Raw genomic sequence first — 15,730 nt, 5'->3', positions numbered from 1 at the left:
AACCCGCCCATGATGATGTCGCTCGACCAGTTCGTTTTCAGCCTGGCGACCACGCCTTACCAGGAACTCCAGCGCCAGCGCAACTGGAAGCATCGCACCAGCTCGCGCATTGGCGTGCGCGATGCAAGCCAGTTCACCGGCGCCGGCGACGACACGATCACGCTCACCGGCATCGTCGCGCCCGACAACGGCATCGGCGAGATCGCCTCGATCGAGGCGCTCGCACGAATGGGCGACGCCGGCGATGCCTACGTGCTCGTCGACGGCAACGGTAACGTGTACGGCGCATATGTCATCGACAGCCTCAACGAGACGGCCACATATCACACGAAAGAAGGCATTCCACGCAAGATCGCATTCACGCTGACGCTGAAGCGCGTCGATGATGGCGTGTTGGCCGAAGCGCCGCAGGACGACGAAAGCGGAGCGGCCGAGCAATGAGCACGCAGGAACGCACGCCGGCTGACGCGCAGGTCCGCACGGGACGTACGCAGCCGCAGGCCGACTACCGCATCACGCTCGACGGCCGCGACCTGTCGCGCCTGATCGCGCCCAACCTCATCAGCCTGTCGCTGTCGGAATCGCGCGCGGACGAGGCGGACATGCTCGACCTGGTGCTCGACGATGCCAAGGGGACGTTCGCCATTCCGAAGCGCGGCGCCAGCATCAAGCTGTCGATCGGATGGGTCGGCGAACCGCTCGTCGACAAGGGTACGTTCACGGTCGACGAAGTCGAGCACAGCGGCGCGCCGGACGTCATCACGATCCGCGCACGCTCGGCGTCGATGACCAACGACATGCACGAACGCCGGGAGAAAAGCTGGCACCGGCAGACGATCGGCGCAATCGTGCGAACCATCGCCGCGCGCTACGGGCTCACGGCAGCCGTCGACGCGACGCTTGCCGCGACGCGGATCGATCATGTCGACCAGACGCAGGAGTCCGACATGTCGTTCCTGACGCGTCTCGCGAAGCGCTACGACGCGGTGATGACCGTCAAGGACAAGCACCTGTTGTTCACGCCGATCGGTACGGGCAAAACGATCAGCGGCAAGACGCTCGACGTGCTGGCCGTCACGCGCGCGAGCGGTGACCAGCATCGTTATCACGTCGCGCAGCGCGACAGCTACACGTCGGTGCGCGCGCACTATCACTCGAACGGCAGTGCGCGGCGGCTGTCGGTGGTCGTCGGCGATGCGAAGGGCAAGAACGCCAAGGTGCTGCCCGACGATTACGCGACGGAGGCCGAGGCCCGCGCGGCCGCGCAAGCCGAATATGCGCGCACCCAGCGCGGCCAGTCCACGCTGAGCTACACGCTCGCACTCGGCCGGCCCGAGCTGTTTCCCGAGATGCCCGTCACGGTGACCGGGTTCAAGCCGGACATCGACGACACACCGTGGCTCGTGAAGAAAGCAACGCATACGATCGGCGACGGCGGGTTCACGACCGCGCTCGAACTCGAGGTGCGCGACACGCCGAAGAAGACGCCTCGCTCCGGCAAGCACTGACCGGCGGCCCGGCGGCCGACGGGCCGCCATGCCCGATACGCGATCGCAAGGTGTCGATCGCGGCGGCGAATTCAGGATTTCGGTGGGATGGGGCGCGAGGCGAGACGCAGGATGCGCAACTCGGATTCGCTGCGGCGGCCGGAGCGAATGCCGGCCTGCGGGGATCAGACTGGGTAGCGGATCAGCTCGATTGCTGACGGCCGCCGAGCGTCATGCGCAGGTCACGCGTGTCGCCGCATTGCTGCAAGGTGGCACGCGCATCACGCAGATTGGCCATCGCCTGCAGCGCGGCCTCGAGCACCTGCCCGACCGACAGCATCGCGTTGTCGATCGCCGCGTGCGCATCAGCCCGCTCGTCGTCGGTCAGGTCCGAACGATACCGCGGCGGCCCCATCGTCAATCCACGCGCATCCGCGCGATGGTCGGTGTGTGCTGGCGCGCCGATCGTCCCGTTGTCGTGCTTCCTGTTGGTGTCCATTTTTCCGGTCTCCGCAAACTCAGTCATCAACCGGGGGCCGCCTGACACGACGGGGCGCCTCGGAACGCCCCGCCGCCAGCTCACCGGCTTTCAGAATGCTAAACCAATACTGTATGGATATACAGTGTTTCATCCGATTTTATCCGATGCCCTTGTGCGGCGCGCCGAGGGCGCCGGCACGACACGGAAAACGAGGAGAGGGATCGCCCCGACTGTCGCACACGCAACGGATCGAATCGGGCAACGGTTGGCCACGCGTGCTGCGCACACGTGCCTGATGGCGGCGTGGGGCACCGCCCCGCCAGACGCTTACTTCTTCGACGGCTTCGTCGCGCGTTCGGCCTTCAGCCGTTCGATCTCGGCCATCGCGCGATCGACGTTTTCGGCCGTGCGCTGATCGAGCGCCGCGCGACGCTTCTCCGGCAGGCGTTTCGCGCGCCGCGGCGTCGCGACCTGCACCATCGCCCCCGAATTGATGCAACTGGCGAGGAACGCATGCAGCGATGCCTTGCCGGTGTCGTTGAGCTGCCGGTACATCGCGAGCACGTCGGCTTCGTCCGCGTCGCGGGTGCCCGCCTCCGGCGCCGCCCCGCCGGCGGCGAACCGCTCGCCGGTCAGCACGTAACCGATATCGACGCCGATCGCGCGAATGGCCAGCAGATAAGCCGCGTCGGGAGCGCGCTCGTCCGACTCGTATGCCGACTGCGAGCGTCTCGCGACGCCACCCACGGTCGCAAACTCGTCCTGGCTGAGCCCGATCCGCAAGCGCTCGTCCCGCAAGCGACTCCCGATTTGTGTCATAAATTACCCATTAACAATTGACGCGTCGTTTTTTGCTCATTACACTAGCCTCATCGTAACGCAAGACTATCTCCTCAAAGTATACCGACCATGACTACTCCCAAAGGACCGCGCCGTTCGCCGCGCGGCACGATGTCGGACAAACCCGTCTACGTGGGGCTGACGCCTGTCGAGCGCGGCGAACTCGAACAGCTCGCCGCGCAGCGCAACCGCTCGATCTCGAGCATGGCGCGCGAGCTGATCCGCCTCGGCGCGAGCCATCTGCGCGCGATCACGGCGCCCCGCTCCCGGAGCGCGCGTCATTGAGCCGGAACGCCTCCATGTCCCCCGCTTTCGAATGTGCCCGAAGCCCCGATTGTGAGCCGTGCGCGTGCCCGTGCCCATCCGCCGATCGGCCGGTGCTGCAGCCGAATCGCACGCACGCTCCCCGCCCGGCCCGGCCGCTCGAAGTCTTCAGCCCGGAGTGAGCCCTCATGCGAATCCTGAACCGCTGCCCGCACTGCCGCACGCGCGCCACCGCGCGCAGCAGCCGTGAAATGTCGCTGACCTTCCGCGAAATCACGTTCCAGTGCTCGAATCCGGAATGCGGCCACACGTACGTCGTCAACATGGAATTCGCGCGCACGCTGTCGCCGTCCGCGATCCCGAACCTGTCGTTGCAGCTGCCGCTCTCGCCGCACGTGCGCGAACGCCTCGCCGCGCAGCTCGAGCTGCCCGTCTGACGCCCTAACCCGTCACCTTCTCCCGTTTCCCTCGCATCGTGCCTGAACGGCGCGAGGGATTGTTTTTGCCATTGAAAGGATTCCTCATGATCTCGAACCGTGCGAGCCGCGGCCCGGAGGCACGCGCATGAACCGCTACGCCGATCCCGCACCGCACGACGTCGCGCTCCGGGCGGCCATCGCGGCGGCCGCCGACATGCCGTGTTTCGACCACGCGCCCGACCACGTTGCACGGCAACTCGCGCTCGGCTGCTTCGTGTCGGCGCTCGCCGACCGCCTTGCGCTCAGCTTCCCGCAATCCGCCGCCGCGCTGCGCGCGCTCGTCGCGTCACCGGCCACGGCGGCCACTTCCGCGCAGTCCGCACAACCTGAACGACAGCAATAACGACGATGGCCTCGATCGACGAACTGAAACGACACATCGACCTGCACGACCTGGCGGACCGTCTCGGCCTGAAGCGCGGCCGCGGCGGCGACCGTGCGCTCTATCACTCGCCGCAGCACGCGGATCGCAACCCGTCGCTGTCGATCTACGCGAACCACCCGAAATACGGCACCGGCTGGCGCGATCACAGCGCCGACGCCGGCGGCTCCTGCATCGATCTCGTGATCCACGCGCGCGGCGGCACCGTCGCCGATGCCGTGCGCTATCTGCACGACGCGTACGGCCTCCCGTCCGAGCGGCCGGCGCCGGCGGAGCGCCGCGAGAAATCGACCGTCGAGTACATCGCGGACCGGTGCCTGGCCGAGCGCGAGCGCGTGCGCGACTACCTCGGCGGCCGCGGCATTGCCGCTGCGGCAATCGACGCGGCGATCGCCGCGCGCACCCTCGGCTTCAATACGTGGACGAGCCCGAAGATCGCCGCCGGCGAGGTCGGCCACGGCGGCCCGGCCGCCGCGTTCGTGGTGCGCGCGCCGGGCGATGCGCGTGTCGTCGCGGTCGACATGCGCTACGTCGATCCCGCGCTCAACGGCGGCGTCAAGACGCAGACGCAGGGCGACAAGGCCGGCTATGCGTGGACCGCCGACGCGCGCCGGCTCGACCGCGCGAAGCGCGTGGTCATCGTCGAGAGCGCGATCAACGCGCTGTCGATCGATACCTGCGCGTTGCCCGGCACGGCCGCGCTCGCGCTGCGCGGCCTCGCGAACGCCGAGCGCATCGACTTCGCGTTCCTGCGCGGCAAGCAGGTCACGATCTGCCTGGACAACGACGAGCCGTTCGCGGACGGCCATCCGCGCGCCGGGCAGCGCCCCGGCCCGGAGGCCGCATGGACGCTCCACGAACGGCTGACGGCACTCGACATCAGCGCCGTGCTGGTCGACCAGTCGGACTGGCTCGCGGATCTGGCGGACGGCGACACCGCGCGCACACCGATCAACGACGTGAACGACTACCTGCAACTGCGCGGCCCGACCGACCTGGCGCGCGCGCTCGACCAGCTCGAACCCTGGCTGGTCGCCGGCCTGCCCGGCGACGCGTCACGCCGCGGCCGGCCGCGCATCTTCCTGCCGCCGCACGATTTCGCGCAGTACTGGCGGTTTCGCGTGCGGCCGGATTTCACGAGCTACATCACCAAGATGGATCGCAACGAGGAATCGGGCGTCGACACGCCCGTGATGACGGATCTGTGCGGCTTTCGCATCGCCGGCATCAGCCGCGTGGCCGTCGCGAGCGCGACGTCGACGATGACGGGCGACGCCGACCAGGCGCCCACCGTCTACTTCGCGGTGTCGGTGCAGGCGCCGCGGCACGGTGCGCAGCTGATCCGCCGCGTGATGCTCGACGACCAGCTGCACAACGTCGACCAATGGGGCAAGTTCGGCCCGATCTGGGCGCCGGCGCCGTTCAAGCGGATGGTGAACATCCTCGAGCGCGGCGCCGACCTGGGTGCGCGCCGCGCCGCGAACTTCGTCGGGCTCGCGTGGCGCGACGGCCGGCTGATCGTCAACGAAGGCCCCGACTGCTACTTCACCGAAGCGGACAAGCAGTGCCCGTATCACAACCTGACGTTCCCCGGCGGCCCGGTGAGCGACGCGCGCCGCGTGATCTCGGCCTACCAGACGACGTTCCGGCAGAACGCCGCGACGATCCCGCTCGTGTGGGCGCTCGGCGGCCATCTGAAAGCGCTGCTCGGCTTCTGGCCGCACCTGACGATCCAGGCGAACAAGGGCGCGGGCAAGTCGACGCTCATCAAGCGCCTCGAGCGCTCGCTCGCGTTCACGATGTTCTCGGGGCAGTCGCTGCAGACCGAATTCCGGCTGCTGACCAGCATCAGTCACACGAGCCACCCGGTCGGTTGGGAAGAACTGTCGGCGCGCCGGCAGGATGTGATCGACAAGGCGGTCGGGTTGCTGCAGGAGAACTATCAATACACGGTGACGCGGCGCGGCACCGACATGACCGAATACCTGCTGTGCGCCCCCGTGATGCTCGCCGGCGAGGACGTGCCGGTGCGCAGCCTGCTCGGCAAGCTCGTGCGCACGACACTGACCGGCAAGCGCGGGCCGCTCCTGCCTGACGACCTGCCGCGCTTCCCGCTGCGGCAATGGCTCGAATTCCTGACCGGGCTCGACCGGCGCGCGGCACTGGACCAGTACGCAACGTTGCGCGACAAGGCACTTGCCGGCTGCCGCGCCAGCGGCGAGGACGACGGTGCACGGCGCATGGCTGGCAACTACGCGGCGGTCGGGCTGGCCTGGCGCTACCTGTGCGAGTTCGCCGGCATGGACCCGAGCGAAGGCGATTTCCCGCGCGACCTGCTCGCCGAGATGAACGGCCACGTCGCCGAAACGAGCGCCGACCGCGAGCCGTGGGTCTGGATCATGGAGACGGTGCTGTCGGAAATCGACGGTGGCAACTACAAGCATCCGTACACGTTCGACACCGTCGACGGCGAATTCTGCCTGCTGCTGCGCACCGGGCACGTGATGGATCACCTCGCGCACACGAGCGCGCTGCGCGACAAGTGGAACGGCCTGCCCGTGAAGTCCGATCGCGTGTTCAAGGCGCAGCTCAAGCACGCCGGTGTCGTGGTCGGCGAGAAGGAGGTCGAGCGCCGCATCTACATGCGCCGCGTGCCGTATCTCACGCCGGTGTCGCTCGAGCGCCTGGCGGCATTCGGCCTGCACGTGTCGGTGCGCGAGGACCTGGCGACCGACGCGCTGCACGGAGGCCGCGCATGAGCCGCGATTCAGCATACCGGCTGGCGCGCGGCGCGGGTCGCGGGAAGCGGTCACGCAGCGCACGCGAGTCGCGGTTGCCAGGGGTGCCGGCTCTCAAGTCCTTGATTCTTGAAGAAACTGCCGCCGCGCATCTGCCCGGATTCGCCACGTGTCGTGCCGTTTTTGCCACGAGTCCGGTTTGCCCGCCAACCGCCACACCCTCCTCTTTCTCTCTCTTCAACTCATTGAAGAGAAAGAAGAAAGAGCACCGGGAAGGCGCAACGGCCGGCCGCAATCGCGCGCCACGAGTCGGGCACGCGATGCCATCGGTCGCGATCGACGGCGCAATTTCGTGCCACGGGTTCCGTGCCGCCGCCACGCGTGAATGATGGCGACCGATGGCAAACCAAACCCTTGAATATCAACGTGTTATGCACCGTTCACACGCGACCCATCACTCCACGAGTTGCGCTGCATGCCCACCCGGCGCGCGGCCTGCCGACGACGCGAATCCGGCGACCGTCGACCTGTCCGGCGCGGCGGCCTTGCTCGGCGCGCATCCCGAAACGGTGCGTCTGAAGGCCAAGGCCGGCGCGCTACCCGGCCGCAAGGTCGGCAAGCGCTGGATCTTTTCCATCGTTGCGCTGCAGCGCTACCTCGCCGGGGAATGGCTCCCGCGCGTCACGCAAAACAATCAGCAAGAGGAAGCGAACCCATGTCGCTCTACAAGCGGAAAACCAGCCCGAACTGGCAATACAAGCTGTACCCCCCTGGCGGCGGAACGCCGATACAGGGAAGCACTGGCACCCGCGACAAAGCGCAGGCCCAGGAATTCCACGACCGGTTGAAGGTCGACCTGTGGAACCAGGCTCGGCTCGGGACGAAGCCACGCCATTCGTGGAACGACGCGGTCATCCGCTATGTCGGCGAGCGATCGGGCCTCGCGAGCCTGGAAACGTCGAAGATCCATCTGCGCTGGCTCGACCGGCACCTGTCCGGCGTCGCACTCGCCGATATCGACCGCGGCCGCATCGATGCGATCGCGCTCGCCAAACGTCAGGAGCCGCGTACGGTGCGCACGCGGCACGGTGTCGTCGAAACAGGCCGGGCCGTCAGCGACGCCACCGTGCGCCGCGTGATCGGCGTGCTGAAAGCCGTGCTGAACGCGGCCGTCGAATGGGAATGGCTGGCGCGTGCCCCCGTCACGAAGCGCGCGAAGGTCGTCTCGAAGCGCATCCGCTGGCTGACGCCGGTCGAGGCCGAGCGATTGCTCGCCGAGTTGCCCGCGCATCTCGCCGACATGGCGCGCTTCAGTCTCGAGACCGGCTTGCGCCGTTCCAATGTGACGGGGCTCCAATGGTCACAAATCGACCTCGCGCGTCGCGTCGCCTGGATCCATCCGGATCAGGCGAAGGCGCGAAAGGCGATCACCGTGCCGCTGTCGGACACCGCGATCGCCGTGCTGCGCCGCCAGCGCGCGAACCCGCGGTTGCCGGAATGCGTGGACAGCGTGTTCGTCTATCACGGCAAACCGGTCTACCAGACGGCCACGGCGGCATGGGCCAAGGCGTTGCAGCGCGCCGGTCTGTGCGACTTCCGCTGGCACGACCTGCGCCACACCTGGGCAAGCTGGCACGTGCAGCGCGGCACGCCGCTTCAGGTACTCAAGGAACTGGGCGGATGGGAAACGATGGAAATGGTGCAGCGGTATGCACACCTGTCGGCCGACCACCTGGCGCAATGGGTCGCGCCGTTGACGTCTGAACCGACGCCGGTGCCCGCTGCAATTCAGCTGCAACGCGGCTGCACGACAAAGGGGGAAAACCGCTGAGAGCCTGAACAGGCTTGGCGCGCCCGGCTGGGATCGAACCAGCAACCCCTGCCTTCGGAGTTTTATCAGCGCAGCATAAGTCTTTATAAATCAATGCCTTGCGCAACTCGCAACTTACAAAACCAAGGCTAATCAAGGCCAATCAGGGCTACCCAAGCTCGTTCGAACTGCAATTTCACTGTAGTCCGCTCAACGCTTAGCTAAGCAGTTTGCGTAGCTTCATCCTCGCTGCGACCCTTCCCGCAACTTTGGCCTGATAGCTCTTACACGACAGTTTAGCGTCGCGAGCACATGTTACAGTCGCCGCAGATGGCCTTGGAGTCGGAGCGAGTTCAGCATGCATTCGCGAAGGCGACTCAACAAACCACGGCGGCCGCGTACCAGATCGAACTGCACCCGACCCCGAAACGACACTACGGTAACAAGCAGCTCCGCCGAGGACCAACACCCGGTAAAAATTGGCACCCCATTTTGCGGACAGTTCTCCAGTGGACAGGCTCTCTCCAGAACAGCGCAGCCAGCTCATGGCGAGGATTCGTGCCAAAGACACTAAACCAGAGTGGATCGTACGAAGATTGGTACACAGCATGGGATACCGGTACGTCTTGCACGATCGCCGATTGCCGGGCCGGCCTGACCTCGTATTCCCCTCGCGACGAAAGGTCATCTTCGTACATGGGTGCTTCTGGCACGGCCACGATTGTGGCCGCGGCTTTCTGCCAAAGACGAACACTGATTTCTGGGCAGAAAAAATCTCTCGGAACCGCGCAAGAGACCGCTCTCAAGTGACGGAGTTGCGAAAGCTTGGCTGGCAGGTCCTAACAGTCTGGGAATGCGCAACAAGTTCTAATGCATTGGCGCGCCTACAGCGCAGTCTCGAGCGCTTCCTAGAGTCGTAGTGTTACAGGGCTCGACCACGCGTATACTTCGTGGCGCGTGTGCGACGGGCCAGTCTCAAGCAAGCATGTTTAGACCCTAGATGACCGAATTGCTGTTTAAATGTACAGTGTCGCCGCCCCCTTCGAGAGAGATGAGATGCCATACGAGCTGACAGAAGAACAACGCGACAGATACCGTGCGACAGCGACCCGTTCCAGGCTAAGAAAGGAAACCTTGCTTCGCCGCCATCTGAACAAGCCGCCAAAATCGCCGCTGGGAAACGAGCGATTAGACCCTCTGGACCTCATGCCGCAGCTCGAGCTGAATGGGCTTACATGCCTTTCGCTTTTTTCCGGCGGTGGGGGCCTAGATTTCGGCTTCGAGCGGGCGGGGTTCGAGCATGTTGCGAGCTTCGAACTGCTCGATGTGTGCGGCGAGACGCTTCGCGGGAACCGTCCCAATTGGGATGTTAGATCCGGCTCCGACAACGGCGACGTGACCACCGCACGATTCACGCCATTCCGGGGTGTCGACGTAGTGCACGGGGGCCCTCCATGCCAACCATTCTCTATTGCCGGCAAGCAAGCTGGGGCCGATGATCCCCGGAACATGTGGGGCGACTTTGTGCGCTGTGTGCTTCAGACACGTCCTCGCGCCTTCATCGCCGAGAATGTTCCCGGTCTCTTGGACAAGAAGTTCGAGTCGTTCGTGCAGCGAGTGATCATCGACCCGCTTGCCGAGAACTACACGATTTTCAAGTTCCGGCTTGCAGCGCACGATTTCGGAGTGCCTCAGGCGCGTCGCCGGGTTTTTTTCGTGGGCTTCCGAGCAGCGCGTGATGCAGCGCGCTTCCAGGAACCTCAGCCGACACATGGCGATGTCGAAGGGCTTTTCGGTCCGATGCTACCTAGGAATACCGCACGGAAAAGCCTAGGGTTGCCGAATATTGGCTACGACGTGGTCGCGCCCACGCTAAGGTCCGGGTTCACCGGACCGCGCAATACAACTGGCGTACTTAATAGCAAAGCTGCCTTAAAGGTCTGGAACGATCTGAAGATTTGGCCCAATGGCGTGCAGCAGTCTCACGCAATGGCATGTGCGTATCCTCCGGAAAACGGACATTTCCGACTCTCTGTTGCCGACTGTGCAATCCTCCAAGGCTTTCCTGAGCAGTGGAAATTTGCCGGTGCTGTCTATCAAGCCTTGGGGCAAATCGGCAATAGCGTATGTCCACCTGTCGCATTTGCGGTCGCCAAAGAAGTTGCGAAAGCTTTGGGGGCTGGGCAATGACCGTACAAGACGACGAACGGGAGCGCGAACTTTCGGCGCTGTTTGGCCTCGACTGGGATCCTGCTCACGAACGCCACGGCGTCGATGCGCTTCTAACAGACGTCAATGTCGACGGCCAAACTTACAACTTCGAAGTGGAGGTGAAGTCGTCTACCGACCTCGACATTGGCACTGCACGAGATTTTGGCATGGCCCATATTGAACGGTGGAGAAGGATGCTATTTGTATTCGGCTTCTACTCCAAGGACCGGGGGCGGCCGGAACTGCAGCGCTGTCTGTGCCTCACGCCAATAGACATGAAACCGTGGCTCGATGGAAAAGAGGCCCAAATTCAAATCGACTTTAAACTGGCAGCACGCATTCCGAGAAACTTGGACCTGGACGACCTCTTTGCTGTGTGTGGCGAGCAGTCGTCGTACTCAGTTGACGATGCAAAGAAACTGCACAAAAAGCAATACACCGCAGCACAGTACCAGGCAGCGCCAGACATCGTTGAAAATGGAGTGCACCGAATCTCGCAAACAAAAATGCTGGAGATTCTGAAAGAGCGCGCGCGCTACATTTCAGAACGCGGCGCTACGGTGAACAATCCTCACCTCACCGGATCTTTCCTGCGTACATTTCTGGCGACGCCACGGGAGATCATCGGGAGGACAAACTGCGCGCCCAGTATTCGAGCTTTAGCAACGAACTTTGTTCGCGAGCATCCCGGGCATCCCGCCGCCATCTTGGTGGGGCCCACCGTTACATCTACGGGCCTTACGTGAACTGACGCTGTACCAATCATAGAAAAGCCCGCGTCGAGCGGGCTTTTTTTTCGATCACAATATTTCTTCTACCGCTCGCCCAGACTACCGAACGAAAGCCACAGGATGTCGATAAACGCGCCGGGACTGCATAACCAAGGCGCATAAAACTGCATAGAAGAATCGGCCGGCCGACCGCCGCGCGGCCCGCGCCAGGAGGCCCCGAGCGCCGGGCGCATGAGTGCATAAAAACCGTTCGCTTTTGCGGGCAGGTGGGGCGGGGTCACAACTGCGCGCGCCGGATCTTGATCGTCATCCCAGGGGCAGGGTCCGGCCCTTGGAACGGCGCCTCCGACGCGTCACGCGGCCCGCCACGGCCCTGCGGCGGGCTCGCCAGACCCTTGGGTACGTCCAGGCGGCAGCCGCTCTGAGGCGCCTTAATCCGCCCCGACCTCGCACGATCGACAGACGCAAAAAAGCCGCCGGCACCGAAGTGCCCGGCGGCTTTGCTTTGCCTGGTGTGCGCTCGGGCGTCAGCCCTTCGGCATCTCGAAATCTCTGAACCGCACGACCTCGGTCCCGATCCAGTCGTTCAGCTCCCGGAGCCGCGCCTTCAGCGGCTCGATCTCGAGGCCATTGAATACCCCGGCCGCCTTCTCCACGTCACCGAAGCCGCCCGCGTTCGACGGGATGATCCCCATCAGTTGCGGCGGCACGCGGTGCGCCGCGAGCTGATCCTCGACAGTCACCTTTTTGATGTTCCAGAACTCGTCCTTCGCCGCGACCTCGCCGATCGGCAGGAGCTGGATGCCGTCCTTCTTCCCTTTCGGCGCGTACATGAACAGGTTCCGGAAGTTGCCCGGCCCCTTCGCGTTCTTCAGCGCCGTACGCAGATTGTCGACGTCCTCTTGCTTCTCAGCCGCGTCGGTCATGTACAGGATGAAACCAGCGTGGCTACCGTTTTTGTAGTAGCGCCGGCGGAACAGCGTCGCGCTTTCGTTCAGCCAGGTCGAGTTCAACGCCGACAGGTATTCGGGTAGCCCGTAGATCTCCTGGTTCAGGTCCGGCTCGTACAGGTGATAGACCGCGCCCTTCGGGAACGCATACGGCTCGCGCACGTTCGTCACGAACCAGTATTGATCCGGCTCGACGCCGACCCGCGTGTACTTCGCAAGCGACGACTTCAGCGCCATCGGCTTGCCCAGCTGGTTCGTGCGCAACTCGAGGTAGCTGTTCGCGAACACCAGGTACTCGAGCACGAACCGACTGAAGTCGGCCCGCGACAGCAGCGGATGCTCGATGTACGACTGCACGAGGATGTTGCGCTTCACGTAGATGGCCGAGCTGTGGTGCGGCGCGGCCCGGAACGAGCGCGCGAGCCCGTCCAGGGGCAGCGGCGGCTCGTACCAGTTTCCCATCCGCATGCACTCGACGTAGTCGAGCAGCTCGCGCCGATCCATCACCTCTATCGGATCGCCAAACGAAAAAGCCTCTGCGCGCGGCGCCGGCGCGGGCGCCGACGTCGACGTCGAATCGGCTGCCGGCTCGGCGCGGCTATGCGTGCGGCGCCCGGCGCCGCGTCGATACTTACCTGCCATCAAAAAGCTCCATAAATCCAGTATTGGTGCTCGTCGCGCCCTCGAGCGGCTCGTTCGCGAGCGCGTGCATGCACGCCCAGGCCAGGTCGCCGTGGCTCGCCTCTTCGGATCGGCTCGCCTTGTACGTGACCTGCAGCCCGCTGGGCGTGATCGTTTTCTTGATCGCCATGAACGCGGCGGCGAGATCCTTCCAGCTCGTGTCGAACTCGAGCCGGCCTTTGCGGATCACGTTCTGCGCCTTCATCACGAGCGCGGTCTTGATCTCGACCGAGTAGTGGAACGGCGTCGCGGCCGGGAAAAACTTCGTGACGAGCTGATAGACGCCCTGACCGATCCCCGTCGTATCGATGCCGATGTACGTCACGCGGTAGCGCTGGGTCAGCGCCTCGATCTGCGCGGCCTGCGCTTCGAAGTCGAGGCCGTGCCACTGGAACCGCTCGAGCACGCGGAACTTGCCGCCGGGATACTTCGGCGGTGCCAGGACCACGCAGCCCGCACTGTCGCCCGTGTGCGACGGGTCGTAGCCGATCCACACCTCTTCATCGCCAAACGGGCGCATGTACAGCGGCTTGAAGTCGTCCCATACCTCCCACGTGTCGACCATGCACGTCTGCAAAGTCGCGAGAGGAAAGACCGACAACGAATCGTCAATGAACTGGCACAGCAGCAGATTCGCGTATTCGTCCGCGCTGTATTCGAGCTTCAGGCGCTCGAGATCGAACAGGTTGCAGCCGCCACGCACGGCGTCCTCGACGGTCACGATCTGTCGATACTGTCCGTCCGCGCACGCGCGGCCGGCCGCGAGCGCCGCGTTCGAAATGTCGATCGAAACGCGCTGATCCTTCGGTCGACCGCGGTTGAACAGCGTACCGGACCAGAATGGGTATGCGTCATGCGCAAGGCTCGACGGCGTCGAGAAATACGTCTGCCGCCACTGCGAATGAATCGCCATGCCGGACGCAACCTTGCGCAGGTCCTGGAAGCGCGGAACCCAGAAGTACTCGTCGAAATACAGGTTGCCGTGATAGCTCTGTGCGGTGCGCGCATTGGTGCCGAGGAAGTACAACGTCGCACCGTTCGGCAGCACCATCGGATCGCCCTTCAGCTCGACGCCGACCGCGTCCTTCGCGAACTGGACGATGTACTGGCGGAATACGTGCGCCTGGGCCTTGCTGGCCGACAGGAAGATCTGATTGCGGCCCGTGTTCAGCGCGTCGAGCAGCGCTTCGCGCGCGAAGTACCAGGTCGCGCCGATCTGCCGGCTCTTCAGGATGTTGCGAATCCGCTCTTTGAAGCCTGCCCGATACCAGGTGCGCTGATAGTCGAAGATCGATTCGAGGAACGCATCGTTCAACTTCTCGATCTGCTCTTCGCTGAACGCGTTGCGGTCGTCCGAGCTGCGCGATCGGCGCGTGCCGCCACCGCCCCCGGATTCGCTCACCTTTGCATCGTTCGCTGGTCGCGATCGCAACCGGTCGAGCTGACGCGTCAGCAGGTCGATCTCCTTGAAGTCGCGCCCTTCCTTCGCCTCCTTCGTGACGAGCTTTATCAACTGCGCCTCGATCGTCATATTGACGCGATCGACCGGCTCCGTCTCGTCCCATCCATCGCGCTTTTTCCAGCTATAGAGCGTGGCCGGCTTCACGCCGAGCAGCTCGGCGATACGCGCGATGCGATACCCCTGCCAGTACAGGTCGCGTGCGCGTCGACGTGGATCAACGTCGGATGAATCAATGGGAAGTGCAGTCATGCAGCAAGGCTACCGACGCGCGCGCGTAGGCCCTACTGCATACGGTTGTATCAGTTGCGTACACAACCAACATGCGTTGCGGCTCCGGTTCGAACTGCCGAAACTGGAATCCCTGAACACAGCCCCCTCTCAGCGGATTCGCACATGGCACAGGACGCAAAGAAGACGAAATTTTTCCGGATCGCAACCGAAGGCGCGACGACGGACGGCCGCACGATCGATCGCGCGATGCTCGAACAGATGGCGAGCAGCTACGACCCGAAAACGTACGGCGCACGCATCAACATGGAACACATTCGCGGCTACACCCCGGATAGCACGTTCCGCGCGTATGGCGACGTGATCGCACTCAAGGCAGAAGAGCAGGACGGAAAAATGCGCCTGCTCGCTCAACTGTCGCCAACCAAAGACCTGGTCGCGCTGACCACCGAGCAGCGGCAGAAGGTCTACACGTCGATGGAAGTCGATCCCGATTTCGCCGGCACGGGAGAGGCTTATCTGGTCGGGCTCGCCGTCACCGACAACCCGGCAAGCCTCGGCACGGAAATGTTGCAGTTCAGTGCGAAGCACAAAGCGTACGACGCACGGAAGCAGCGCCCGGAAAACCTCTTCAGCGCTGCGGTCGAAGCCGACATCGAGTTCGAGGACGACGTCCCGCGCACCGGCGACGCCGGCAAGTCGCTGTTCTCGAAGGTTCGCGATCTGCTGAATCGCAAGGGTGCGACCGACGACCAGCGCTTTTCCGACCTTTCGCAGTCGGTCGTCGCGCTCGCAGAAAACCAGAGCCAGGTGCTCGAGCAGCTCGAGAAGTTCAACTCGAACGTCGACGAGCTGAAGCGCGCGCAGCAGGACAGCGACAAGCGCCACAGCGAGCTGGTCCAGAAGCTTTCGCGCACCGACAGCAGCTCGCAACAGCGGCCGACGTCGACGGGCAGCGACAACGGGGCGCAGACCGACTGCTAACC

General features: G+C 64.2%; 17 protein-coding genes and 1 tRNA gene. 13 read left to right on the top strand and 5 right to left on the bottom strand.

Annotated features, from left to right (window positions below):
* The first annotated feature begins 9 nt into the window (after window positions 1-9).
* Both AC0KUR_RS29915 and AC0KUR_RS29910 read left to right on the top strand, forming a co-directional pair.
* Window positions 10-441: a phage tail protein gene (locus AC0KUR_RS29915; RefSeq protein WP_034188124.1), complete on the top strand. Its 432-nt coding sequence runs from the start codon at window positions 10-12 to the stop codon at window positions 439-441.
* Window positions 438-1,508 (top strand): phage late control D family protein, encoded by a 1,071-nt coding sequence (locus AC0KUR_RS29910; RefSeq protein ID WP_069705867.1) that lies wholly within the window; start codon window positions 438-440, stop codon window positions 1,506-1,508. Before AC0KUR_RS29915 ends, AC0KUR_RS29910 begins: the two co-directional genes overlap by 4 nt.
* Before the next feature lie 181 nt (window positions 1,509-1,689).
* Here the strand turns inward: AC0KUR_RS29910 and AC0KUR_RS29905 are convergent, their stop codons facing one another.
* Window positions 1,690-1,986 (bottom strand): hypothetical protein, encoded by a 297-nt coding sequence (locus AC0KUR_RS29905; RefSeq protein ID WP_301742635.1) that lies wholly within the window; start codon window positions 1,984-1,986, stop codon window positions 1,690-1,692.
* Window positions 1,987-2,295: 309 nt separating this feature from the next.
* A complete protein-coding gene (locus tag AC0KUR_RS29900; protein ID WP_473376778.1) occupies window positions 2,296-2,787 on the bottom strand; it encodes a helix-turn-helix domain-containing protein in 492 nt (163 codons plus the stop codon).
* Between the two features lie 90 nt (window positions 2,788-2,877).
* On the opposite strand from AC0KUR_RS29900, the gene AC0KUR_RS29895 reads away from it, so the two are divergent.
* The 7 genes from AC0KUR_RS29895 to AC0KUR_RS29865 all read left to right on the top strand — a co-directional run bounded on the left by AC0KUR_RS29895 (window position 2,878) and on the right by AC0KUR_RS29865 (window position 8,502).
* Entirely contained in the window at window positions 2,878-3,093 is a 216-nt protein-coding gene (locus AC0KUR_RS29895) for a hypothetical protein (protein WP_034188128.1), read from the top strand.
* Window positions 3,094-3,260: 167 nt separating this feature from the next.
* Complete coding sequence (locus AC0KUR_RS29890) at window positions 3,261-3,509, top strand: Ogr/Delta-like zinc finger protein (RefSeq protein ID WP_006485448.1); 249 nt, start codon at window positions 3,261-3,263, stop codon at window positions 3,507-3,509.
* Window positions 3,510-3,636: 127 nt separating this feature from the next.
* Window positions 3,637-3,894: a hypothetical protein gene (locus AC0KUR_RS29885; protein WP_473376777.1), complete on the top strand. Its 258-nt coding sequence runs from the start codon at window positions 3,637-3,639 to the stop codon at window positions 3,892-3,894.
* A 5-nt stretch (window positions 3,895-3,899) separates the two neighbouring features.
* The gene (locus tag AC0KUR_RS29880) at window positions 3,900-6,692 is read left to right on the top strand and encodes a toprim domain-containing protein (RefSeq protein ID WP_034188130.1); all 2,793 of its coding nucleotides are present in this window, start codon (window positions 3,900-3,902) and stop codon (window positions 6,690-6,692) included.
* Complete coding sequence (locus AC0KUR_RS29875; protein WP_473376776.1) at window positions 6,689-7,060, top strand: hypothetical protein; 372 nt, start codon at window positions 6,689-6,691, stop codon at window positions 7,058-7,060. Before AC0KUR_RS29880 ends, AC0KUR_RS29875 begins: the two co-directional genes overlap by 4 nt.
* 9 nt (window positions 7,061-7,069) lie before the next feature.
* A complete protein-coding gene (locus tag AC0KUR_RS29870) occupies window positions 7,070-7,519 on the top strand; it encodes a helix-turn-helix domain-containing protein (RefSeq protein WP_341773186.1) in 450 nt (149 codons plus the stop codon).
* A complete protein-coding gene (locus tag AC0KUR_RS29865) occupies window positions 7,432-8,502 on the top strand; it encodes a tyrosine-type recombinase/integrase (protein WP_338152894.1) in 1,071 nt (356 codons plus the stop codon). Before AC0KUR_RS29870 ends, AC0KUR_RS29865 begins: the two co-directional genes overlap by 88 nt.
* Window positions 8,503-8,517: 15 nt before the next feature.
* On the opposite strand, the gene AC0KUR_RS29860 is transcribed toward AC0KUR_RS29865, so the two are convergent.
* Window positions 8,518-8,613: transfer RNA gene (locus AC0KUR_RS29860), tRNA-OTHER, on the bottom strand.
* A 377-nt stretch (window positions 8,614-8,990) separates the two neighbouring features.
* Here AC0KUR_RS29860 and AC0KUR_RS29855 point away from each other — a divergent pair.
* From AC0KUR_RS29855 to AC0KUR_RS29845, 3 genes are all read left to right on the top strand, one after another.
* Window positions 8,991-9,401: a very short patch repair endonuclease gene (locus AC0KUR_RS29855; RefSeq protein WP_473376775.1), complete on the top strand. Its 411-nt coding sequence runs from the start codon at window positions 8,991-8,993 to the stop codon at window positions 9,399-9,401.
* Between the two features lie 136 nt (window positions 9,402-9,537).
* Complete coding sequence (locus tag AC0KUR_RS29850; protein WP_473376774.1) at window positions 9,538-10,671, top strand: DNA cytosine methyltransferase; 1,134 nt, start codon at window positions 9,538-9,540, stop codon at window positions 10,669-10,671.
* On the top strand, window positions 10,668-11,438 hold the full coding sequence (locus AC0KUR_RS29845) for a hypothetical protein (RefSeq protein ID WP_473376773.1): 771 nt from the start codon (window positions 10,668-10,670) through the stop codon (window positions 11,436-11,438). The genes AC0KUR_RS29850 and AC0KUR_RS29845 overlap by 4 nt, the downstream gene beginning before the upstream one ends.
* Window positions 11,439-11,950: 512 nt before the next feature.
* Here AC0KUR_RS29845 and AC0KUR_RS29840 read toward each other — a convergent pair.
* Together AC0KUR_RS29840 and AC0KUR_RS29835 are read right to left on the bottom strand one after the other, a co-directional pair.
* Window positions 11,951-13,015, bottom strand: a complete 1,065-nt coding sequence (locus tag AC0KUR_RS29840; RefSeq protein WP_473376772.1) for a phage portal protein — start codon at window positions 13,013-13,015, stop codon at window positions 11,951-11,953.
* Entirely contained in the window at window positions 13,005-14,765 is a 1,761-nt protein-coding gene (locus AC0KUR_RS29835) for a terminase large subunit domain-containing protein (RefSeq protein ID WP_473376771.1), read from the bottom strand. Before AC0KUR_RS29835 ends, AC0KUR_RS29840 begins: the two co-directional genes overlap by 11 nt.
* Before the next feature lie 144 nt (window positions 14,766-14,909).
* Between AC0KUR_RS29835 and AC0KUR_RS29830 the strand changes: the two genes are divergently transcribed.
* On the top strand, window positions 14,910-15,728 hold the full coding sequence (locus AC0KUR_RS29830; RefSeq protein WP_226158265.1) for a GPO family capsid scaffolding protein: 819 nt from the start codon (window positions 14,910-14,912) through the stop codon (window positions 15,726-15,728).
* The last annotated feature ends 2 nt before the right edge of the window (window positions 15,729-15,730 follow it).

This window comes from Burkholderia sp. YHN3-13, assembly GCF_055810675.1.
Note: the sequence above shows the minus strand (reverse complement) of the source record. Positions and strands in the feature narration are given on the sequence as shown.